Annotated in this window: 23 protein-coding genes; 17 read left to right on the top strand and 6 right to left on the bottom strand. The window is 38.7% G+C overall.

Annotation, left to right across the window (positions count from 1 at the left end):
- Nucleotides 1–48: 48 nt before the first annotated feature.
- Nucleotides 49–1,416 (top strand): dipeptidase, encoded by a 1,368-nt coding sequence (locus JOC76_RS10830; RefSeq protein ID WP_205177628.1) that lies wholly within the window; start codon nt 49–51, stop codon nt 1,414–1,416.
- A 109-nt stretch (nt 1,417–1,525) separates the two neighbouring features.
- On the opposite strand, the gene JOC76_RS10825 is transcribed toward JOC76_RS10830, so the two are convergent.
- Complete coding sequence (locus JOC76_RS10825; protein ID WP_205177627.1) at nt 1,526–2,824, bottom strand: MFS transporter; 1,299 nt, start codon at nt 2,822–2,824, stop codon at nt 1,526–1,528.
- Nucleotides 2,825–3,342: 518 nt separating this feature from the next.
- Here JOC76_RS10825 and JOC76_RS10820 point away from each other — a divergent pair.
- The 5 genes from JOC76_RS10820 (at nt 3,343) to JOC76_RS10800 (ending at nt 8,398) form a co-directional block, all read left to right on the top strand.
- Nucleotides 3,343–4,530: a branched-chain amino acid ABC transporter substrate-binding protein gene (locus JOC76_RS10820; protein ID WP_205177626.1), complete on the top strand. Its 1,188-nt coding sequence runs from the start codon at nt 3,343–3,345 to the stop codon at nt 4,528–4,530.
- Nucleotides 4,531–4,603: 73 nt separating this feature from the next.
- Nucleotides 4,604–5,590, top strand: coding sequence for a branched-chain amino acid ABC transporter permease (locus tag JOC76_RS10815; protein ID WP_205177625.1), 987 nt, complete (start codon nt 4,604–4,606; stop codon nt 5,588–5,590).
- Nucleotides 5,591–5,599: 9 nt separating this feature from the next.
- Nucleotides 5,600–6,895 carry a branched-chain amino acid ABC transporter permease gene (locus JOC76_RS10810; RefSeq protein WP_205177624.1) on the top strand — a complete coding sequence of 432 codons (1,296 nt, stop codon included), beginning with the start codon at nt 5,600–5,602 and terminating at the stop codon, nt 6,893–6,895.
- Between the two features lie 5 nt (nt 6,896–6,900).
- The gene (locus tag JOC76_RS10805; protein WP_239557675.1) at nt 6,901–7,677 is read left to right on the top strand and encodes an ABC transporter ATP-binding protein; all 777 of its coding nucleotides are present in this window, start codon (nt 6,901–6,903) and stop codon (nt 7,675–7,677) included.
- 13 nt (nt 7,678–7,690) lie between these two features.
- Nucleotides 7,691–8,398, top strand: a complete 708-nt coding sequence (locus JOC76_RS10800; RefSeq protein ID WP_205177623.1) for an ABC transporter ATP-binding protein — start codon at nt 7,691–7,693, stop codon at nt 8,396–8,398.
- 346 nt (nt 8,399–8,744) lie between these two features.
- Here JOC76_RS10800 and JOC76_RS10795 read toward each other — a convergent pair whose 3' ends face one another.
- Nucleotides 8,745–9,317: a response regulator transcription factor gene (locus JOC76_RS10795; protein WP_205177622.1), complete on the bottom strand. Its 573-nt coding sequence runs from the start codon at nt 9,315–9,317 to the stop codon at nt 8,745–8,747.
- Between the two features lie 114 nt (nt 9,318–9,431).
- Entirely contained in the window at nt 9,432–10,895 is a 1,464-nt protein-coding gene (locus JOC76_RS10790) for a sensor histidine kinase (protein ID WP_205177621.1), read from the bottom strand.
- A 254-nt stretch (nt 10,896–11,149) separates the two neighbouring features.
- Between JOC76_RS10790 and JOC76_RS30465 the strand changes: the two genes are divergently transcribed.
- The 7 genes from JOC76_RS30465 to JOC76_RS10755 all read left to right on the top strand — a co-directional run bounded on the left by JOC76_RS30465 (nt 11,150) and on the right by JOC76_RS10755 (nt 18,238).
- Nucleotides 11,150–11,299 (top strand): type A2 lanthipeptide, encoded by a 150-nt coding sequence (locus JOC76_RS30465; protein WP_205177620.1) that lies wholly within the window; start codon nt 11,150–11,152, stop codon nt 11,297–11,299.
- 24 nt (nt 11,300–11,323) lie between these two features.
- On the top strand, nt 11,324–11,473 hold the full coding sequence (locus tag JOC76_RS10780) for a type A2 lanthipeptide (RefSeq protein WP_205177619.1): 150 nt from the start codon (nt 11,324–11,326) through the stop codon (nt 11,471–11,473).
- 25 nt (nt 11,474–11,498) lie between these two features.
- On the top strand, nt 11,499–11,648 hold the full coding sequence (locus JOC76_RS10775; protein WP_205177618.1) for a type A2 lanthipeptide: 150 nt from the start codon (nt 11,499–11,501) through the stop codon (nt 11,646–11,648).
- A gap of 249 nt (nt 11,649–11,897) precedes the next feature.
- Entirely contained in the window at nt 11,898–15,110 is a 3,213-nt protein-coding gene (locus JOC76_RS10770; protein ID WP_205177617.1) for a type 2 lanthipeptide synthetase LanM family protein, read from the top strand.
- Entirely contained in the window at nt 15,103–17,307 is a 2,205-nt protein-coding gene (locus tag JOC76_RS10765; protein ID WP_205177616.1) for a peptidase domain-containing ABC transporter, read from the top strand. The genes JOC76_RS10770 and JOC76_RS10765 overlap by 8 nt, the downstream gene beginning before the upstream one ends.
- A complete protein-coding gene (locus JOC76_RS10760) occupies nt 17,304–17,828 on the top strand; it encodes a TlpA family protein disulfide reductase (RefSeq protein WP_205177615.1) in 525 nt (174 codons plus the stop codon). The genes JOC76_RS10765 and JOC76_RS10760 overlap by 4 nt, the downstream gene beginning before the upstream one ends.
- Nucleotides 17,825–18,238: a vitamin K epoxide reductase family protein gene (locus JOC76_RS10755; protein WP_205177614.1), complete on the top strand. Its 414-nt coding sequence runs from the start codon at nt 17,825–17,827 to the stop codon at nt 18,236–18,238. The genes JOC76_RS10760 and JOC76_RS10755 overlap by 4 nt, the downstream gene beginning before the upstream one ends.
- Nucleotides 18,239–18,325: 87 nt before the next feature.
- On the opposite strand, the gene JOC76_RS10750 is transcribed toward JOC76_RS10755, so the two are convergent.
- A complete protein-coding gene (locus JOC76_RS10750; protein ID WP_205177613.1) occupies nt 18,326–19,081 on the bottom strand; it encodes a hypothetical protein in 756 nt (251 codons plus the stop codon).
- Nucleotides 19,082–19,297: 216 nt separating this feature from the next.
- On the opposite strand from JOC76_RS10750, the gene JOC76_RS10745 reads away from it, so the two are divergent.
- From JOC76_RS10745 to JOC76_RS10730, 4 genes are all read left to right on the top strand, one after another.
- On the top strand, nt 19,298–19,468 hold the full coding sequence (locus tag JOC76_RS10745) for a hypothetical protein (RefSeq protein WP_205177612.1): 171 nt from the start codon (nt 19,298–19,300) through the stop codon (nt 19,466–19,468).
- A 248-nt stretch (nt 19,469–19,716) separates the two neighbouring features.
- A complete protein-coding gene (locus JOC76_RS10740) occupies nt 19,717–20,097 on the top strand; it encodes a VOC family protein (RefSeq protein ID WP_205177611.1) in 381 nt (126 codons plus the stop codon).
- Nucleotides 20,098–20,515: 418 nt separating this feature from the next.
- On the top strand, nt 20,516–20,986 hold the full coding sequence (locus JOC76_RS10735; protein ID WP_205177610.1) for a CBO0543 family protein: 471 nt from the start codon (nt 20,516–20,518) through the stop codon (nt 20,984–20,986).
- Nucleotides 20,987–21,519: 533 nt separating this feature from the next.
- On the top strand, nt 21,520–22,035 hold the full coding sequence (locus tag JOC76_RS10730) for a hypothetical protein (RefSeq protein WP_205177609.1): 516 nt from the start codon (nt 21,520–21,522) through the stop codon (nt 22,033–22,035).
- Nucleotides 22,036–22,284: 249 nt separating this feature from the next.
- Here JOC76_RS10730 and JOC76_RS10725 read toward each other — a convergent pair whose 3' ends face one another.
- Nucleotides 22,285–22,779, bottom strand: coding sequence for an undecaprenyl-diphosphatase (locus tag JOC76_RS10725; protein ID WP_205177608.1), 495 nt, complete (start codon nt 22,777–22,779; stop codon nt 22,285–22,287).
- A 2-nt stretch (nt 22,780–22,781) separates the two neighbouring features.
- Entirely contained in the window at nt 22,782–23,570 is a 789-nt protein-coding gene (locus tag JOC76_RS10720; RefSeq protein WP_205177607.1) for an alpha/beta fold hydrolase, read from the bottom strand.
- Nucleotides 23,571–23,610 lie beyond the last annotated feature (40 nt).

Below are 23,610 nucleotides of genomic sequence, written 5' to 3'. Positions count from 1 at the left end.
CTTTTGGTATAAAATAGTAATGCAAAATAAACTTGAAAAGGTGATCAAATGAGTCAATTATCTGAATTCTTAACACAGAATCATAATCAGAATGTTGAGGAATTAAAAGAATTGCTCCGAATTCCAAGCGTTAGTTCCTTATCCGAGCATAAAGAGGACATCCAAAAAGCAGCATCATGGATTGCCAATAAATTAGAAAGCATTGGAATGGAACATCTGGAAATCGTCCAGACAAAAGGGCATCCGATTATTTATGCGGACTGGCTTCATCAGGAAAACGCCCCAACCGTTTTAGTATACGGTCATTATGACGTACAGCCCGTTGACCCTATTCATTTATGGGAAACCCCACCATTTGAACCAACGATTCGTGATGAAAAAATCTTTGCCAGAGGGGCAACCGACGACAAAGGGCAGACATTCTTACATATCAAAGCAGTGGAAACACTCTTAAAATTAGAAGGAAAATTACCGGTAAACGTAAAATTCTGTATCGAAGGAGAAGAGGAAATTGGAAGCCCACATCTTCCACAGTTTCTATCCGAAAATCAAGAAAAATTAGCCTGCGATGTAGTGGTGATTTCAGATTCAGATATGTGGGATCGCGGTGTCCCAGCCATTACGTATTCATTAAGAGGTCTGTGTGCATTGGAAGTTTCCCTCAAAACCGCCAATTCTGATTTGCATTCGGGCATGTTCGGCGGTGGAGTTCAAAACGCCAACCATTTATTGATACAGCTGCTTGCTAATCTTCATGATGCAAATGGGAAAGTAAATGTTGACCATTTTTATGATGAAGTCGTGCTACTGACAGATTTTGAAAAGGAACAAATTAAAGCATTGGGCTTCGATGAAGAAAAGTTAAAAAAATCGTTAGGGTTAACGGATTTAACGGGAGGGGAAAACAATTTTCCATATCCTGAAAGAATCAGTTCCAGACCTACATTAGAAATCAACGGTTTATGGGGCGGATTTCAGGGGGAAGGAACAAAAACGGTTATCCCGAATGAAGCACATGCAAAAATTACCTGCCGTCTTGTTCACAATCAAAACCCTGAACAGATTCAAGGATTGATCAAAAAGCATCTGGAAGAACATGCTCCAAAAGGCTGCACGTTGAGTGTGACCCTACAAGATACAGGTAATCCTTTTTTAACACCAATTGACAGTCCGATGATTCAAAAAGCGGCAGAAGCCTATCAGAATGTATATGGTAAAGCACCTGTATATAAAAGAGAAGGAGGTTCGATTCCGATTGTGTCGGATTTCAACCACTCGCTAAATGCGCCTGTTGTCTTAATGGGATTCGGTTTGCCTGATGAAAACCTTCATGCTCCAAATGAACATTTCAACTTGGAAAACTTTGATAAAGGCATCCTAACCATTTGTTCCTTTTTAGAGCTGGTTAATAACTAGGATTGGAATTTACAATATTAAAATATAATGGCTCAGTTAAGTACACTGAGCCATTACTCCTATCCATTTTCAATAGCTTACAATCGACGAACGTACTCGTAACTTTTATTTATTTCTTTCTTCCACGAGACCATATCACCACTGGAATTAGTAATAAGGATAAAATTCCTCCACTAAGTGATAAGGTTAGATAACTCGAACCTGCCACAATCATTCCAGACAATGCCCCGCCAGCAGCTCCTGACAACGCAATCAAAACATCCACTGTACCTTGAGTTTTAGCCCGTGTGGACGTTTCGGTTGAATCAACGATAAGGGCAGTTCCACTTATCAAACCAAAATTCCATCCTAAACCAAGTAATATAAGAGCAATGACTAGAAGAACCATAGAATCTCCTGGTGCAAATGCTGCTGTTAAACCTGCCAGAAGCAATGTAGTTCCAGAACCAATAGCCATCGCAGTCCGCCCCAATTTATCAACAAGGACACCAGTAACCAGTGAAGGAAGATACATAGCTCCAATATGAAAACCAATGACAAGACCTACTGCACCCAAGCCATGTCCATGATGCATCATGTGAACGGGTGTCATGGTCATAATCGCTACCATTACCATTTGAGTAAGAACCATCAGCGTTGCCCCAGCGATGATACCTCTTTTGTTTTCTGTATGTTCTGTTGTTGCCAATTGTCCTTTATCATTTGGTACTTGGTTGGCTTCTTGTATCATTCTTGCTATAACTAACGGATCTGGCCGAAGCATGATGAAAAGGACGATACCTGCTAAGATATAGGCTGCCGCTCCTAAAATGAAAGGACCGGCCAATGATGGAACACCAATAGAAAGAGCGAAATTCCCCATCACATTCACTAAGTTTGGTCCAGCAACCGCCCCAAATGTTGTGAAAACCATTGTCATACTAATCGCAGTTGCTCGCTGTTTGCTATTTGCTAAGTCCGTACCTGCATAACGAGCTTGCAAATTTGTTGCTGACCCTGCACCATAAACAAGCAGGGAAGTAAATAAAAGGAATACACTATTTATGATTGCTGAAATGATGACTCCTATTGCTCCAAGTCCACCAATGATAAAACCGGCTGATAGACCTGTACGACGACCAAACGCCTGCGAAAGTCTTCCAACCAATAGAGCGGCACCTGCTGACCCTAATGTAAGTAAAGATGAAGGAATTCCAGCATACGCATCCGTACCGAGCATTTGCTGTGCAAGAAGTGCACCCACCGTAACTCCTGCGGCTAATCCTGCACCGCCAAAAATTTGTGAAATACTGACAACGAATAATGTACGCTTATATAAAGCTTTTTGTTTTTCTGAAGAATTAATGTAGATTTGTAATGAAGCTGTTTGGGCATCTAGCGCTTTTACACTATCTTTCTGTGACATCACCTAACCTACCTTTCTAAAATCTAGTTCTATATTTATTATATTTCCAACATGATTTGAATCATCATAACACGTGCAAAAAAACCATACAATATTATAATTGCATGGCAAACAATATTAGGTAAGGCCGTTTATGCATGTTAAGCATCCTTTTTCACACAATTATACGATTGTGCCGTTTATAAAACAATTATAATTCCTTTTTATTCCTATTAGTGAATATCTAAGTAGCCATACATAAGTAACTTACATCCCTTAATATAAATATTCGAACCCCTCAAAAACTCATCAATAAGTCCTAATCCGGTTACGATCGACGTAACCGGATTTTTTATTTTTAAAAAAAGTCTCGTAGTCTATTGAAAAAGATAGTTAAAAAACCTGACAAGGATTAAGACAGGTATTCTAACAACTACTATACTTTTGTTAAAAGAGAGCTCCTTTTAAATTTAGATATTAAGGGAGGTAGGTACTAATACATACATATTGGGATCACTAAAAATTCGAGGGGGGTCAAAAAGATGTTTTCTAAAAAATTATCAACACTATTCTTACTTTCAGCCCTAACAGTAGGTACGATTACTGGATGTTCATCCAGCACGACTTCAAGCTCAAGCGAGGGAAAAAACGTTATTAAAATCGCAACCCAATCACCATTATCTGGTGGAAGTGCCACACAGGGGGAGGCGATTAAATTAGGAGCACAATTGGCGCTTGAGGACAAAAAAGCAGAATTTAAAAAGCTAGGGTTTGATTTACAGTTGGTTCCTTATGATGATCAAGCCGATCCTAAAAAAGGGGTTGCCAATGCGCAATTAATCGCAGCGGATAAAGACATCTTGGCCATTGTCGGTCATATGAATTCTGGAGTGGCCATCCCATCCTCAGAAATCTATGAAAAATACTCAATCCCAATGGTTTCACCGGCAAATACCGCAACCGCAGTGACAGACAGAGGTTTAAAAGTGACCAATCGAGTCGTCGCACGCGATGATTTCCAAGGACCGGCTGGTGCACAATTTGCGGTAAACACCTTAAAAGCGAAAAAAATCTTTATTATTCAAGATAAAACGGCTTATGGGACAGGCTTAGCAGATGCTTTTAAGAAAGCAGCGGAAGATTTGGGAGCAAAAATTGTTGGATATGAAGGAATTACCGTTGGGGAAAAGGATTTCAATGGCGTTTTAAACCAAGTAGCGGATAAAAAGCCAGATATGATTTACTTTGGCGGTCTCTATGCCGAAGGTGGGCTGATTGTTAAACAAGCTCATGACAAAGGCATTGATATTCCATTTATGGGCGGTGATGGTTTGGATTCATCATCATTTGTCGAAATTGCAGGAGTTGCCGTCAAGAATGCCTATTTAACTTCCATTGCTGGCGATGTGACCAAATCAGCTGAGGGCAAGAAGTTTTCTGAGGAATATAAGAACCAGTTTAATAAAAATATTGAAGGATATTCTGCATATGCCTACGATAGTGCAGGAGTCATATTACAAGCGATTGAAAATGCGATTGACAAAAATGACGGGAAGCTGCCAACACGTGCACAGGTAAGAGATGCGATTCGCGCAATTCGTGATTATCAAGGTATCGGAACCAAAGTTGGTTTTGATGACAAGGGCGACAATCAGTATGCCAAGATTTACATTTATAAGTTTAATGAAGCGAAGTACCCTGCAACCGTTGTAGGAGAAATTAGTAAATAAAAATAACGTTTGAAAGGGTATGTGAATTTTATCCGTACCCTTTTTTACTTAAGAAAAAAGGAGTCGTGATCATATGCTGGCACAAATCCTTCAGACATTGCCGCAAGTACTGATTGACGGGCTGACACTGGGTGCCGTTTATGCGGTCATCGCTATCGGTTATACGATGGTTTACGGAATACTGGAACTCATTAACTTTGCTCATGGAGAAATTTTTATGACAGGTGCTTTTATTGGCACAGCGATTTTACTAACCTTTACTGGTTTAGGATGGCTTTCCTTTATGCCGGCTATTTTGGTTCTCCTGATAGTGTTACTTGTGACAAGCGTCATAACAGGCTTCTTGGGGATGGGAATTGAAAGAGTGGCCTATCGACCGCTGCGAAATGCACCTAAATTAATCACTTTAATCACCGCGATTGGGGTATCCTTTCTTCTCCAAGATATTGTCCGTTTTATCGCGGAATTAAAGCAAGGAAACTATATCGTGAATGCACCGGAACTTTTCAATGGTCAAATGAAGCTCAAAATATCGACGATTTTGCCACAATTGCATGACGCTTCCTTTAAAATGACCTTCCTTGTGGTCATTGTGGTGGCATTTGTTATGATGTTTGGCTTAAATCTCTTTGTTAATCGATCGAAATGGGGGATGGCGATCAGAGCCGTAGCTCAGGATCGGGAAACAGCGGCATTGATGTCCATAAATGTAAACAAAGTCATTTCAGTTACTTTTTTTGTAGGGTCCGCATTGGGCGGGGCAACAGGTGTGTTATTTACGATTCAATATGGAACTATTGACCCTTATATTGGTTTTATTTTGGGAATTAAAGCCTTTACAGCCGCGGTTCTAGGTGGGATCGGAAATATCCGCGGGGCCATGGCAGGAGGATTAATTATTGGAATGCTTGAAATGTTCGCAGCAGCCAATCTGTCCGAAATAACAGGTGGTATGTTTGGAGCAGAGTATAAGGATGTATTCGCTTTTATCATCTTAATTGTGGTCCTTATTTTCAAACCAGAAGGATTGTTTGGCAAAGCAATCGTCGAGAAAGTGTAGGTGATAGGGATGAAAGAACGACTAAACAGTCTCTTTACTAAAACAAGAGTACAAATACTATTTTTCGCCGCCTATGTTATCGTGACAGCGGCCAGCTTGTATTTTGCGGACACTTCGGTGATTTCTTTCTTATTACTGCTCTTATCCATCCTCATTTTATATTTCTTGAACCTAGGAAATAAACTCAAATGGATCATTGGCATCGGGATTTTGGGAGGACTGCTTCCGTTCGCGGCTAGTCATGGAGCGGCCTATCAATCTTACATGGAAGTAGCAACGTTTGTCGGGATATATGTAGCTATGGCTCTAGGTTTAAACATCGTAGTTGGCTTTGCCGGCCTATTGGACCTGGGATTTGTCGCCTTTTTCGCGGTAGGAGCTTATACATATGGCATATTTGCAACAGCCCAAGCTTCACAGTTTATGCCTTTTGGAAAATATCCTCTTTCAGGGGAGAGTTTCTGGATTTTTATCTTAATCGGATGCTTTGTGGCTGCCTTATTTGGTGTCCTTCTGGGGATCCCTGTCCTAAGGGTCAAAGGTGACTATCTGGCGATTGTTACCTTAGGCTTTGGTGAAATTATTCGAATCGTTTTTAATAACTTAGATAAGCCGGTGAACATTACAAACGGTGCCATGGGGCTTTCTTCCATTACTCCGCCAGAAATATTTGGCATCAAGCTGATGTATCCAAATCAATTTTATTATGTTGTCCTGGCCATTGTGATTCTCGTCATTTTTATTGTCAGGAATCTAGAACATTCGAAATTAGGACGCGCGTGGAAAGCGGTAAGAGAAAATGAGATCGCTGCACAGGCCATGGGAATTCCGCTTGTGAAAACCAAATTAACCGCCTTTGCCATCGGAGCCTCCTTTTCGGGGATGATGGGAGTCGTCTTTGCAGCCAAACAAACCTTTGTGGATCCAACCAGCTTCACCCTGTTGGAATCAACGAACATTCTGGTGATGGTGTTATTAGGGGGAATGGGAAGCATCCCAGGCGTCATTTTAGGAGCGGCGGTTGTCACGATCCTCAATTTACAAGTCCTAACGGAAGTTACCAATTGGTTAAATACCTTAAGCTCAAGTGGCGTGTTTACCATTCCAGATGCCCTTTCGCCTGTTAAAATGCAGCGGTTTATCTTTGGGGGTTTATTGATCCTGATTGCCTTGTATCGTTCCAAAGGATTATTGCCGGCGAAAAATAGGACCTATAATCCGGAAAAATTAATGGAAAACGAAGTCCCTGAAAGCAAGGTCGTATTGGTGGCAAATGAGAAAATCGAAAGCGTGAATGGGAGGTAGACAGCTTGAATGTGTTAGAAGTGAAAGAATTATCGAAAAGCTTTGGCGGGTTACAGGCGAATACCAATATTAATATGAATGTACAAAAGAATTCTATTACAGCTGTGATTGGACCAAATGGAGCTGGGAAAACCACCTTTTTTAATATGATTACCGGTGTGTATAAGCCTTCTTCGGGAGATATTTTACTGAATGGAAAATCGTTGGTGGGTAACAAACCGGACGCAGTCGCGCGGCACGGTGTCGCTAGGACGTTTCAAAATATCCGCCTGTTTAATCAGATTCCAGTATTAGAGAACGTGATGGTGGGAATGCATAACCACTTAAGGGTGAACTGGTTCTCTACATTATTTCAATTATCTCATGCTAGAAAAGTAGAGTCAGGCGCTCAGAGGGAAGCCTATCGGCTGCTTCAATATGTCGGTTTGGCCGAATTATTAAATGAAAGTGCCGGGAATCTATCGTATGGCGCTCAACGGCGTCTAGAAATCGCAAGGGCGCTGGCCACAAAGCCGAAGGTTCTGCTTTTGGATGAACCAGCTGCAGGGATGAACCCCAAGGAAACGAAAGAATTAACCTCGCTGATTGATAGATTAAGAGAGGAACTGGATGTAACGATTATCTTGATTGAACATGATATGAAATTAGTCATGGAAATCTCGGATTATATTTTTGTCTTAGATCATGGGGAAAAAATAGCAGAAGGGAAACCAGCAGAAATACGGAAAAATCCAAGGGTGATTGAAGCCTATTTAGGAAAAGGTGCTCTATCACACGCTTAAAGGGGGGATTATGATGACGATACTAGAATTGAAGGGTGTTCAAGCAAGCTATGGCGGCATACAAGCACTGAAAGGAATCGACTTGGAAGTCGGACAGGGTGAAGTGGTCACCTTAATTGGAAGTAATGGGGCGGGTAAGTCCACTACCTTAAAAGCCATTAGTGGACAGATCCCGGTAAAAAGCGGAACCATTCATTATAAGGGAAACGATATTACCAATACTCCTGCGCATAAAACCTCCTTACTGGGGATTGCGCAAGTCCCTGAGGGAAGACGTATTTTTCCTAAGTTGTCTGTAAAAGAAAATTTACAAATTGGGGCTTTTGCTCTCAAAAACAAAAAGGAAATGGAAACGAGAATGGAAAGGGTGTATCAGTATTTTCCTAGATTAGAAGAACGGCTTGATCAAAAGGGAGGAACCATGAGCGGCGGTGAGCAGCAAATGCTGGCGATTGGAAGGGCGTTAATGATGAACCCGCAAGTGCTCATGTTAGATGAGCCCTCCATGGGACTCGCACCGATCATAGTCGAGCAAATATTTGAAATCATTTTAGAGCTAAACAAAGAAGGGATGACGATTCTATTGGTGGAGCAAAATGCGTTTCAAGCACTGCAAATCGCTGATCGTGGCTATGTCATTCAGACTGGGGAAATTGTGATGAACGGAAATGGAAAGGATTTGATGGCCAATGAGCAAGTTCAAGAAGCTTATTTGGCTTAATATACATGCATCGGACCACTTGTCGCGGCAGGACCAATAGCTGCTAGTCTGAATGGGGCGGCTGCCGGCGCGGGACTAGGCGGATTAACGGGAGCTTTTGTTGGAATAGGATTTACTGAAGAAGAGGCTGACCATTATGAGAGCCTTGTGAAAAAAGGTAAATTCCTTGTCGTTGTAGAACGCCGAGATAATCGTCAAAGAGGTGGACAACCAGTTGGTACAACTTTAAATCAAATGATGGCTGGTACTCTTTTTATATAACGATGGATACTTCCGATATTTTGAGGACAGGCGTCATCGGCTCGTCTTGTGTTTGTCGCCGAAGCCTAGGCGCCTTACTCTTTTCTTATTGTAATTTGTCTCGGATGCTCCGTAACTGAGTTTTGATTGTATTCACAGATTTATGAAGAATTTCAGACATTTGGGTTTTATTAAATCCCTTTTCGCGTAGGTCATATATTTCCCGTTCACTTGGTGAAAGCTGCATCAAATGTAACTCGTTCCGCATAGCAGAAGCAGCATCACAATGAATAGAAGATTTGTCGGCATAAGCATCTCTTACAGCCTTTACAATGTCATGAAAATTAGATTTTGTAATATAATTCACAGCTCCATTCTGGAAGGCTTTTACAATGACTTCCTGTTCAGAGAGAGAAGTTAGCATAATCACTTTGGGCTTAAGACCTTTTATTCTTGTGATTTCCTTAGCAGCTTCTAATCCATCAAGTTTATTCTCAGTCAAGTTAATATCCATTAGAACAACATCGATTTCGATTGAATCCAAAGAATTCAAGGCTTCTAGTTTAGTTGCGGCTATTTTTACTACTTGAATATCCTCTTCTTTGTTCAAATCTAGAGCCAGCTGTTTTTGCCAAAATTCATCATCCTCAACGAGCATCACTTTAATGAAACCCTCCATTATTATCCCTCACTCCTATAGCCGTTTCACTGTTAACCTCGCAGGTTAGCAGAATGTTATAGTATATGGACCATCCTGCTTTAGTGTTTTTTTATCAACATGAAAACTACTTTATTAAACAGATATTTTTTTGCTCTCTGCCATGTAGTCTTTTTTGTCAGAAGCTCTTAATTGCAGGATTCGCTTTCGGGGAAAACGCATTTCCATAATGGTCCCTTTACCAATTTCACTCGCAAAGATTTTTAGAGTACCACCATGTTTTTTCATAACACTGTAACAATAACTAAGCCCCAAGCCATAATGAAGCGATCCTTTTTTGGTAGTGAAAAACGGATCAAATATCTTGACTGCATTCTCTTTGGAAATACCAGACCCATTATCTTTAATAAAGAGTGCGACCTCTTTTTGCATTTCAGTTAAAATGACTTCTAACTTTCCTTTTCCAGGTTCCATAGAATCAATAGCATTCAGGCAAATGTTGCTGAATGTCTCTTGGATATGAGCTGGGTCACAAAGGATAACGGGATCGATCTGGTAATGTCTCTGAAGGGTAATTCCTTTCTCCTGTAAAATCGTCGATATAGACGGTAGCTGGGTATCAAGCAGCTGACTTAGCTGTTGCGGTTGTTCTTTTAAAACAATCTCATCTGCCTTTTCCTTTATTCTCGTGACCATATCTAACATGTGTTTGGTAACATTTAAAATATTGCAAACATCCTGTAACGCTTCTTCCTTCTGATTAAAGTGAATCGAATCTTTGATTCTTTCACTTAAGTAAGTGATCTTTTGAACTTCATTTTTTAGAGAATGATTAAGAATGACCGTTCCTTCAGTAAGTGATCGCATGGAAAAATCTAATTTCTGCTGTTCAATCCGAAGTTTAATCCCCATAAACCCATACCTTAAGCCAAAATAAATAAAAAATAACACAAGCCAGATAACAATGAGGAAATTAAATCGCCATAAGTTATTACTAGACATCACTAAGCCGTGTTTACCAATTAAGATATAATTTACCCCATAATAATCGGAGGAGTAAACGAACGAAATGGCGATTACCACCAAATTTGTTCGAAAGCGATTCCTCCGATAAACGGGGTTTTTTTCTTTATAGTAACTTAAGAGATACATGACGATGCCGGCAAAAAAATAAAGACCCGAGATCACTTTAAAAATGGTTCCGCCAAATCTTGCTTCGGGATAGTAGGTTGGAACAGTAAACAAATAGATCATAATTGGAACAAGTAAGCCCCAAAAGCACAAGTGGTATATGTTACGTGAACAACGACCAGAGAATACAAGACTGCCCATTAAGAACAGGTATGGCAGAAAGTGATATTCGACTCCCCAAAGCCCAATCGTCGTAATCCGTATGTATTCGATTTGCAAAGGGGAGGTACCGTGTTCTCGTAAAAAAGGGAGAAAACTCTGGTTAATCACTAATGAAAAGCTGGCAAACCCAGCAATAAGGAACATAATACTCATCCAGTAGGTGTATTTGTTGTTATAGTTATTAACCAGCATGATGGTTCCGAGGGTCCATAAACTTAAAAACATGCCGATATAAAATAAAGTCATGATAAAACCTCCATAACCTACCTATTTTATCTCCTCTTTATGATCTTTTTTCCAAATAGAAGATATTGAAAATAATCAATTGACCCATTTTTTGTGGAGAAATCCAGCATTGCTATTGGAAAAACGAGGGGGGTGATAATAAATCATCCTCCCTAAAACATTTTTTCCCTTTTATAATCAATTACAGGATAAGGAAAACGTCCTTATCAAATTGAAAGCTGGCCAGCTATCAAATAAAAATTGGAGGCATTACAGTGTCAAAATTAAATCAAGAAGAACTTCAACTGTTAGTACCAACGATGAGTGATAAAGAACTAGAACAAGTAGCGGGCGGCATGCCCTGCGGGTATTTTTGTACAATTACGTTAGATTGCGATTGGTCAACATTCGGCTGCGGCTGTTAATAAAAAATATTGGAGGTAATGAAAATGTCAAAATTGAATCAAGAAGAACTTCAATTGTTAGTACCAACGATGAGTGATGAAGAACTAGAGCAAGTAGCAGGTGGTATGCCCTGCGGCTGGGTTTGTTCTTATACATTAGACTGTGATTGGTTAACATTCGGCTGTGGCTGTTAATAAAAAAATCTTGGAGGTAATGAAAATGTCAGAATTAAAAAAAGAAGAACTTCAAATGTTAGTACCAACGATGAGTGATGAAGAATTAGAGCAAGTAGCAGGCGGCAGACCCTGCGGCTGGGTTTGTTCTTATACATTAGACTGTGATTGGTCGACCTTCGGCTGCGGCTGTTAACTCTAACAAGTGAGACTCCTATGAAAAAAGAAACAGACATTTAGGTAAGAATAAAGAATCAATACCATTCACCCATTTACTCCAATTTCCCGACTAAATTGGGGTAAATGGTCCTTAACATTGTAATTATAAGTGATGGGTTTGTATTTTGCTATCCTTATTATTGAATTTTTGGAAAATTTTAATAAATACAATTGATCTACATCCATGTGATACGAAGTAATGATGGAAGGGAAAAGAGTGAGATAAATGGTATTAAAAACTTCGGAAACAAATTTACTAAATTGGGACTCTGCCTTATATTTAACAGAACGAAAAATCGATGACACCACCCTTGAAAAAGACGGAGAACAACAGGTTCAACAGTGGTGCGGACGTACGGGATTACCTATGGATCTACTCCATTTTAGATTGAAAGAAGACGGTTTGAACTACAAAGATTTTCTCAACATTCTCGGTGGTTCGAGCAAACCGTTTGAATATAGAGAAACGGATTGGTTTAGGACGTTAGAGGATATATATTCTTTAGAAAATGAGTTAACAGATGAAGATATAAGCCAAATTGACCAATCCCAATCCCCTTTTTACTCCTTTATGGTTCCTTTTATGAACTGGGCCCGAGCACAAATGTTAGCAAAATATAAGATATGGCAAACAAAGCAACCCAACTTGCCCTTCAATATCTCTATTATCATTCCCATCCTCATGAAGGCAGTTCATCAGCATGTTCATGCAAAAGCAGGGAGAACACTGGTGTATGAATTGAATGTAGCCCGTCTTTCCAATCAGTTAGTCGGAAACACACCAGAGGCTCGGTTTGAATTTTTTGTTAATAAGAAACTGAATGGGAAACAAAACATCTACCAACTTCTCCAGCAATATCCAACCCTAGCCCGCTTATTGGCGGAAGGCACTATGAATTTAGTGAATTCCATTCATGAGACCATCAGTCGTTTTTTTTGGGATTATCCAGCCATCGTCCAAATGTTTGAAGGGGATTTTGAGGAGTTATTACACATTGATACGATGGAAGGAGATTATCATAACCACGGCCGGAGTGTAATGATTTTCCATTTTTCTTCTGGAGCCCGTCTAGTTTATAAACCAAGATCGTTAGCTACTGACCTTCATTTTCAAGACTTCCTAACCTGGATGAACGAAAAGGGATCCAATCCGCAATTTCAAACACTTAAGATACTATCTCGTTTGGACTATGGATGGGAAGAATGGGTGGAATACAAGGAGTGTCAAACGAAAGATCAAATAAACCGTTTTTATCAACGAATGGGCAGTTATTTAATGGTACTTTATCTGCTTTATGCTACTGATTTCCATCTTGAAAATGTATTGGCTAGTGGTGAGCATCCTTTCTTAATTGATGTAGAGGCATTGTTTCAAAATATCGTCCCACTTACAGGAAATGAAGAAAGCGGATTCTTCCATGCAGTCCAAATACTTAACCAATCCATCTTAAGATCGGGAATGCTGCCGGTTTCCCTATTTAAATCGGGTGACTTCCGAGGAGTGGAAGTGAGCGCCATTGGGGGGAAAGGAGGCCAGGAACTTCCTAGACCTGTTTATCGCTATGAAAATATTGGAACAGATGAAATGAAACTAGTAAAAACAAAAGGATTTCTAAAAGGCGGCCGTAATCGTCCGAAGCTAAAGGGAGAAGAGATAAAAGCGGAGGATTATATAGAAGGGATTGTTCAAGGATTTCAGCAAGCGTACCATCTTTTGACTCATCATCGGGAGGAACTCCTAGCAGAAGAGGGACCATTAATGGCTTTTGCGGATGACACGGTGCGTGCTGTGGTACGGAATACTTACAATTACTCTACTTTTCTTGACGTTAGCTTGCATCCGAACTACCTGAAGGATGGACTTATGCGGGTCCAATTGTTTGATTTTCTCTGGAGAGCGGTAGAACACCAACCGTCACTGATCCGGCTTGTTTCCTCTGAAACAACTGATATGCTAGGCGGAGATATCCCTATGTTTGTTAATAGAGTGAACTCCCGAAACCTATGGGACATTCGGGGCAAAACGATTGATAGATTCTATCAGAAATCTGCTATGGAACTTGTAATGGATCGATTACAGGGGTTAGATACAGAAGATTGTGAGCGACAAATTCAGTTTCTTCGCTTATCGATGTCTACGATTTCTGAAAAAAGGACCCTGCCTAAAATGAAACATATCACCAATATACCGGTGAAGATAGCCAGTAGAGAACAGTTTATTCATGCATCGGTTCAAATCGGTGATCAATTACTACAACAAGCTGTATGGGGGAAAGACAGTAGTGACATCTGTTGGATTGGGTTAAGTTCAGATGAATCGGAACAGCTTTTGTTCGCCCCAATGGATGATTGTCTATATGATGGCGTTCTTGGCATGGCGCTTTATTTTGCCTATTTATCGAAAGAGAGTGGGGAAGAAAGATTTCATAAAGCCGCACGGGCAGCATTAAGAGGGGCATACCGCTACTTTGAATCGGGTATGTCCTCACCATCAATTTCTGCCTTTAACGGCTTGGCCTCAAGAGCTTATGTGCTAAGCCAATTAGCGGTAGTAATGGAAGAACCAGAATGGATGGATGAAGCGATCAAATTACTTAAGAAAGCAGAACCTCTAATCGAGACAGATAAGCTTTATGACCTATTGGCTGGGTCGGCGGGGCTCATTTTGGTCGCTTTAAGGCTTTATCGCCTAACGAGAAACAAAGAGGTATTACAAATGGCAGAAAAGGCAGCCAATCATTTGCTAGCAAACGCTAAACCGTTGAAGAAAGGGATTGGCTGGGCGTTTGAAAATCAAGGTTGTGTTCCAATTGGTGGACTTGCACATGGTGCCGCAGGTTTTACCTGGGCATTAATGGAGATAGCTAAAATCAGCGGCGATGATAAATACTTAGAAGCTGCCCAACAATCATTAGCATTTGAGAGAACATTATTTGATAAAGAAACTGGGAATTGGAGAGATGCCCGCCCAGAAAAGTTTCGGCATTCCAAAGGAACAAGTCCAATCCAATGGTGTCATGGAGCCGCAGGCATTGCAATGGGGAGAATCATGTCTTTTCAGCTATACCCAGATGAGCAGCTTCGGGAAGAAATCACGACTGCTTTAAACACAACTTTCCATAATGGATTCGGTGTATCACATTGTTTGTGTCATGGTGATTTAGGAAATATAGATGCCATGCTGCTAGCGGGAGAAATCGATGAGTACAAATCTTGGAAGGAAATCGCGCAAGCATGTGGAACTCGTGTCTTAATGGAAGCAGAAAAGAGCGGCTGGATTTGCGGTATTCCACAGGGATTAACAACCCCTGGACTGATGACGGGAATGGCTGGAATCGGCTATGGGTTATTAAGGCTCGCCAGTCCTGAAACGGTTCCTTCTGTTTTAACGTTAGGAGGAACTAGATTGGTAGGAAGAAGGGAAATAAGCAATGGATGAGACAATGGCTATACCGAAAAAACCAGTCCGAATTTCCAAATGTTCAAGAGTTCCCTTTGTAGAACAGATGGAACAATCGGAGTGCGGCTTGTGCTGCCTTGCGATGGTCTTTTCCTTTTATAAAAGCGAGATTCCTTTGCTGGAGTTTCGCGACCGGGGCGGAGGCGGACGTGATGGCACTAATTTAAAAACTCTTCGTGATATCGCGAGGTCCCTTGGGATGGAAAGTAACGGACATAAGGTTCATTTGGACCAATTGAATCAGTTGCGATTACCGGCGATTTTACATTGGAGAGGCGATCACTTTATTGTTTTAGAGAGAATGAAAGGAAATAAGATATATATAGTCGATCCTGCAAAGGGACGGCTCGTTCTCTCAAGAGAAGAGTTGGAACAGGATTTTTCGGGTACGGTTCTCTCCTTGTACCCTGGTTCCTTGTTTACAAAGTGGAAAAAACAATCCGTCTGGATTCAATATCTCCAGCTACTCAAAAACGAATCCTGGCTCGTTTCGTCCATGCTGGTGTGGACATTATGGATCCAATTGCTGGCGTTAATTACTCCATTTGCTACCCGCTATTTACTAGATTATGTGATTTTACCAAAAGATTCTCTTTATATGACTCAGATTCTAACAGGGATGATTTGTCTTATATTTATCTATTTATTTATTTCATTCATTCGCGGAAGAATTTTGGTTCAGCTGCAGAACAAGTTAGATGTCCTTTTAATGAGTCGATTTTTTGAACGGCTTCTGCGCTTACCTTACCAATTTTTTCAGTTAAGAACAAGCGGGGACCTTATCTTACGAGCAAATAGTAATATGATGATTCGTGAAATCCTTTCCTCACGAACGGTGAGCATGCTACTAGACGGCGGATTGGTTCTGATGTTCTTGCTCTATATGTTAAAGTACTCCCTTTTAATGACAGGGTTTATTGTGTTGATTGGTGTTATGCAAGTCTCTGTGCTTCTGATTAGCAATTCACATATTAAGCGTTTGACGCAAGAAGAAATTATTCGTCAAACAGCAGCGGCCAGCTTTTTAACCGAATCGATTCACGGGATTTTATCCGTGAAGTCAGAAGGGGTGGAGAAGCTTGCGTATGAACAATGGTCAAAGCTGTTCCGAGACCAAATTAAGGCCGCCGAGAAACGTGGATTCATGGGGAGTTATGTAGAAACGATTAACTCGACCCTTAAGTTTGCGGCACCCTTGTTCCTTTTGTGGATGGGGGCTTGGCAGGTTCTTTCTGAAAATATGACAGTAGGAACCATGTTTGGTTTTTATACTCTTGCAGTGGGATTCTTGGGGCCTCTGTATTCTTTAGTCAGTACATGTACACAAATGACGGTTATGGGCCGTTATTTTAATCGAATCATGGATATTTTGAGTGCTCCTGTTGAACAGGATAAAGGAAAGGAAGGAAATGTCCACGAGCTTAAGGGTGAGATCAGGCTCGACAACGTCACCTTTCAATACAATCAATATAGTCAAAGCGTGTTAAGGAATATTTCCCTTTGTATCGAGTCGGGAGAGAAGGTAGCCATCGTTGGATCATCGGGGTCTGGTAAAAGTACATTAGCCTGTCTTCTCTTGGGACTCTATAAGCCAACGGAAGGTTCGATTTCGTTTGATCAAGTCAATTTAGATCAATTGGATAAAACGATGTTGAGAAAACAAATGGGTGTCGTCATGCAGCATACAACGATTTTCAATCGTTCCATCTATGAAAATATCTCTCTTCATCATCCTAAGATGTCTCCTGAACTCGTCTTAGAGGCGGCAAAGCTAGCAGAAATACACGAGGATATCTTGAGGATGCCGATGCAATATGGAACCATGCTGTCGGAAACAGGAAGTAATATATCCGGAGGTCAAAAACAACGCATTGCCTTAGCACGAGCCTTAACACATAGACCGAAAATCTTGTTGTTGGATGAGGCGACAAGTGCTCTTGATGCAAAGACAGAACAGCGGATCCAGGATAATTTGGCCCATCTATCCTGTACCCGTATCGTGATTGCCCACCGCTTAAGTACGATCCTAGATTCCGATAAAATTATTGTATTAAACCGAGGGGAAATCGTAGAAGTAGGGACTCATCATGAACTGCTAAATAAAAATGGGCATTATGCTCAGTTTTATCAAAAACGGATGGAGGAGCAGCAAAATGAAAAAGGGGTATCAATATGAGAAGTAATAAAAGGTGGATCTTAATCCTTTTCATGGCCATTATTCCAATCATAGGAATTTGGGCACTAAACAACCCAAGTATAATGGCAAAAACCTTTTTAAATTTGGGAGGAATAAAAGAAGGGGAAGCGTTTCCTACTGTTAAAGGAGAAGAGGTAAGCGGTGAATCGTTTGTCTTAGCATCTGGGAAAGGGAAGCCCCATGTTGTGATGATTGCTCGTATCGACTGTGAAGTTTGTCAAAGTACGTATCCGACATTAGAAAAAAACAAAGATCTTTTAAGAAATGCTAATTTTGTGATGATTGGAAAGGGCGGTAAGGAAGAATATCTGCAGGTTAAAACAGAACATAATTTCTCATTTCCCATTGTATATGCGGATGAGCAAATTCAAAAGGATTTAAAGATTAAGGTCTTTCCAACTTTTTATTTTATCGATAAAGAGGGAAAAATTTATAAACGGTTAGATGGTTTTGATAAAGACGAATTCATAAAAACATTGAAAGAGATGAAGAAGGGATGAACAGCACTTATAGAAAAGTTGGCATAGCCGTCTCTGGGATAGGCTGGGCTGTTTCCTTCTATATTTATTTTGCCCATCAGCTCGGGAAATTTGTTTGTCCGGTGGGGGATTGTCAAACCGTTAATAGGAGTCAATATGCACAAATTGGTCCAGTGCCGGTTTCCGTGTTGGGAATCGTGTTCTATTTAATGGTGTTGTGTCTGTTATTAAAGGTTACTTTTATCTCTGAAAAAATAGGCCAGCAGATTCTCGGTATTCTTCTAGCGATAGGAATCATCTTTTCGAGTTATTTAACCTATGCCGAGATTTTTTGGATTCATGCCATTTGTTTTTGGTGTATGGTATCTTTTGTCTGTGTAATCGTGTTGACTATTATCTATTGGCTAGATAAAATAATTAGTTCTAAATAGAAACAGAGGGTGAACCTCTGTTTCTTTTGTGTTCATTCAATCCTTTTGACTACTTATAGGAGATACCAATGATGAAAAGTGTAAATATTAAGCAGATTGCTTTTTATTTCTTCTTGTTGGTTCTTCTTTTCCTTTTGATTTAGATTTTTTTGATTTAGACACTCTAAAGAATAGGAGCAATCCTGCATGAAACATTAGAGCCCATACAAGTGCAAATTTATTACCACTAAAATAGATTCCTACTATCGGAATCAACAACCATACGATACTTTTCAGATAATAATTTCCTTTAGGATTAATAATCATCAAGACGGATAAAATCATGAGAGCCGAAGGGATCATGTTATCTCCCAAAAAGGTTTGATTTGTATAATTAACATAGAAGTAATAGGCAAATGATCCAATTATGGCAATTAAGGATAGATAAAATCTTATAATCGCATTCTTATAAAAGAGAATCCAAATGGCAATAAAGTTGATTCCTACACGAATTCCAACTACATATAATATTTGCGTAAAATTACTTATCGGATATTTCATATAGTCCAAAATGAATTTGAAGTTGTAACAGACGACTGCTACTAAAATGATTTTAAAGAGAAGTTTTACCCAAAACATCTCCAATTTTTTTTTCTTTTTTGATGATTTGAACCTAGATGGTGAGGATCCTCCAGCTTTGCTCTCATGGTCTGTGTTTTTCTTATTCATTCCCATAAACCATTTTTTAAATCCTTGTTCATCTTCATCCTTTTCAGCTTCTAATCTAGTAGTGTTTTCCCTTGTTCTATATTCTTGGTCATTGTCTTTTTCAATAGGTTGTTCTGTCTCAGAATTAAAATCCAATTTCTAGTCACCTCAGGTTTTTTTTATCATTATATCTTATTTTAGTAAAAGTAGTGACTAAAAACTATTATTCTCGTTGAAGCGACAAGTGCGCTTGATTATCAAATAAAAATGATAACGCTTTAGCAGGAATTTTCAAATAAATGGAGAATTCTTATTTTAATAGTTTATTTTGGAAATTGTTATTAATAGATTTGAAAAAAGGGGTGGTTTCACATGTATTATGTCTACAAAACAGGGATTTATCAAAATTCAGAAAAGAAGCGTTGGGAATACTGGTATGTGGGACCAAATGAATTAAGAATTCTAGTATCATGGTTGAGTTGGACTGCATCTAAAGAATATGAAAAATGGGAGAAGGACTGTTTAGTCGAGAAAGCAGGATAGATTTCATATTAATTAAAGCAAAAACGGAGAATGAACACATTCTCCGTTTTTTTGCTTATTACTTTATTATTTAAAAACTTTGGTCTTAAAATCTAAATACTAGCGTAGCTGCTATAATCTTCATTGCTTTCGGTATATGAATATGATATATTATCAACACTACTTATTAAAGATGTTTAATAAGTTTTTTGGTTAGATATTTATTAAACATCTTTAATTAGTTTTTAGTGGATAAGGAGAGATACGAGATGAGGATAGAGCATGTGGCAATCTGGGTTAAAGATATAGAAGCTATGAAGAAGTTTTATGTAACGTACTTTAATGGGAATGCAAATGAAAAGTACCACAATAAAGTTAAGGAATTCGAATCTTATTTTCTGACCTTTGACGGAGAGGCACGTTTAGAGATCATGTGTAAGTCAGGCATCAATAAACCGCAACAGGATGATAGGATTGGCTGGGCTCATATTGCTATTTCCCTTGGAAGCAGCGAGTCCGTCAACGAAATGACCGCTCGTTTACAAAATGATGGTTATCGCCTTGTTAATGGTCCTCGTGTGACTGGGGACGGATATTATGAGAGCGTGATAGAAGATCCAGAAGGGAATCTTTTAGAGTTGACTGTGTAATTCCTTGTTGTAATGGATTTCGCTGATAAATTGAGATTTTCGCTGATAAATCGATGAAAAGCGCTGATAAACCTATGAATATCGCTGATAAATCACTGAAAGTCGCCGATAAATATATGGGACCTCCATTTTATCCCTAAAATCTCATAGATTTAAGTGTGAAGTACCATTAGTATCTAACCTTACACCCCTTATTATCAAAGATATATTTATAATCAATGGAGTGAGATTGACGTTCAAATTGGTTTTCCTTGGTAATCACATAAAAAATTGCACATATTAATTCAGGGATCACACCAAAATGGAGTGGTCTTTTCTTTTTCACTCTCAAGACATCTAGATTAAATCTCCTATGACTAATCTCTTTCTCAATTGAAATAATGATAATAATGAAGAAAAATTGTTGGGTGGGTACAAAATGCATCTATTCCAGGCGTTGTTATTTTTACTTGCAGCTATGAGATGGGGAGATTGGAAAAATTGGAGAAGGTATTACCCTACTATCTTATTTTTTATTGGTGGAGACCTTTTGAAAAACACTATCCTACATGACCATCGTATGTGGCAATATCAAGAAACGATATTTGGAGAGAAGATATTGTTTGGACATTTAGTGATCAGTTTCCTAGTCATGGCAGTCATTTATCCCTCTACGATTATGATTTATCTAGGGAAATTTCCCATTGAAAAAGGTAAAAGAATCTTTTGGATTCTTTTTTGGGTTCTCATTTACTTTATCTTGGAATTCATTAACCTCCACTTTAAGGAAATTAATCATTACTACGGATGGAACATTTGGTGGTCATTGATTTTTGATTTTGTTATGTTTGTTATTTTGTGGATCCATCATACTAAGCCACTGTTAGCTTGGGCATTTTCGATTATGTGACTTATTATTTTATGGAATATTTTTGATTTATCTCATAATTTGTTGAAATAAGGGGAGTTTATGAATATATCCATCATCTCATCGATCACTTTACTAATTCTCATTTCTTTTTATGTAACACCAAAAAAAATACATATTTTTGAAATTATTTTTATTTGGCTTGTCGTATGGCTGCTCATGCATCCGTTATCTTGGATCATATACGTGAATTTAACTTGGATAAAAGTATCAACGAGAATAGGGGATTTTTGGACTTATGCCTTTGATAGATTAATTCTTTTTCCGCTTTTGATCGTGCTCTTTTTTGAGGCTTCGTTGAGATTCAATCGAAAAGCAGCAAAATGTATCATTCTTTTCGTGGCAATATTAACTTTAATGCTTAATGAATATGTTTTGCTCAAAAAGGGAGTTCTTCACGAGGTAAAGTGGAATATTGTCTTTTCTTTTATTGAAAAGTCCTTTATTCTACTCGTTTCTTATTTTTTATGGATGAAATTTAGGGGAAAATTTATTTAAGAGGAGTTTTGGTACCCATGTTTTTATATTTACCGAAACACTTTGATGAAAATGAATGGTTCATTATCATTGTTCTGGTTCTGAGTATTTTTACGGTAAGGCTGCCTAAAAAAATGCCTACTGAAGTTTCATACTTAATTGTCCTATTAAGTTTGGCCATTCCGAACATCATCGACCATACCATTGCTGCCATATCTCCTTATGATGTATATCGAATCAATGATTTAGAGAAGTATGAAGTGTTTGATATGGTATTAAGCGGCGTCTATGCTCCTTTTGGGTATCTTTGTGTGTATTTTTATGAATGCTTTAGACCAAAGAGAATGAAGATTGTTCTTTATATCCTAAGTTGGTCCCTCTTAGCGATTTGCTTTGAATTTGTCATTGTAAGATTGCATGTCTTTACATACCACGGGTGGAAATTGATTTATTCTTTCCCCACCTATTTGCTCGTTATTTCTTTATTTCTATCCTATTATGAGTTCCTTCTTTTCCACCACAAGAAAAAGGTTGGAATTCGAACTTCAACATAAAAACACTTAATTTGGATTTGAAGGGTTTTCTTTTGAATTTATTGCGATTTTTTTATCAACGTTTTTGAGCATTTATTGGTATTGAGATATAAGTACAAATAGATTTTATTGAATAGAAAAGACAGGAGGTGATTACTAATACAAAAGGCAATCACCTTTTCTTATTGAAATAAACCAGCTAATTGTTTATCAACATTTTTCAATAAAAAATCAAAAACCTCATAGGCAGTCCAATTTTCTTAAGAGCTTTTAGTGCCATTTCCTTTGAAGTAATTTATGAATAATCGTACTTGTAAAAGAGCCTAATACAGCACTTCCTGCAATGTCAGAAGGATAATGATGTCCTACCCAAATTCGTGACAATCCCGTTAAAAAAGAAAACCCCAACATAATAGACCCAAGGATGCGTTGATTAAAGAGGACTATTGTTGAAACAGCGAAAGTTAGTAGAGTATGCTTACTAGGAAAGGACGAATCGAACTTAGAAGGGGTAAGTATACCTACTCTCCCTGCTATAAATGGACGGGGCTTAAAATAAAATAACTTAATTATAAAATGCAAGAATAACGAAATCATGATAGACAAGACTGCTTCCATAGTTGCATTCTTTTTTTTAAAAAGCAAAATCACTAGAATAATTAAGAAAACAAATTTCATCTTTTTGGAAATAAGTATCATTAATTTATCTATTATTAAATGACGTCCGGAAAGCAAATTTATTAAATGAAATAGTTTAACATCCATGCTTATTCACCTCTGTTTACTGGAAGGTTTTGGATAAATTGATAAATAACTTGATTCAATTTACTTGCTGCTTTTGTTGGGACCTGATGTTTAATGCCTTCAACAAAGGTTATTTCATTTTGAGGTAGTTTGGTATGTAGTTGTTGTGCATAACGATAAAATGTTTTATCTTTTCCACCATAAATGAGGGAAATTGGCATAGTAATGTTCTCTAGTTGATCGGAAATGTTATAGTTTAAACTGTAATCATAGTATTGCAAGATGTTTCTAGCATCACCTTTTTTTGCTTCTAGTAGCATCTTGTCGAATAACTCTTTTGTATTTGAATTGCTATTGGATACTGAACGAGCTAAAGCAGGCAATGCCCCAATCTTTACAAGGTTTTTAGCAAGTCGTATTCTGTTTTTTAGACGCCAGTCACTTACCTCAGACATTCCACTAATAATGATTCCACCTAAAGCACGCCCTTTTGATGTGGATAACAAAAATTCCAATAGAATAGATGCTCCTGTTGAATATCCGCATAAAAAGGCTTGCTTAATACCCAAATGGTCCATTAGTTTTTTTATATCCTCAACTATTAGTGGATAGCTAACAGGTTTTCTTGAAAAAGGACTCCTTCCATGTCCTCGTATATCAAAGGTGATAACCTGAAAATAACGAGATAGTCCTTCTAACTGATATATGAAATTTATAGAAGCTAGAACGGGTGGATGAATACAAATGATTGGAATCCCTTTACCTTTAACAGTGTAGTAAAGGCTACTCTCATCAACTTCGAGGATTGGCATTATATCACCTCAATCAATAAAACTGTGCTTTCATTTATTA

Origin of the sequence: Neobacillus cucumis (assembly GCF_016908975.1) — a bacterium.
Lineage (GTDB): Bacteria > Bacillota > Bacilli > Bacillales > Cytobacillaceae > Neobacillus > Neobacillus cucumis.
This window is presented reverse-complemented; position numbering and strand designations above follow the sequence as displayed.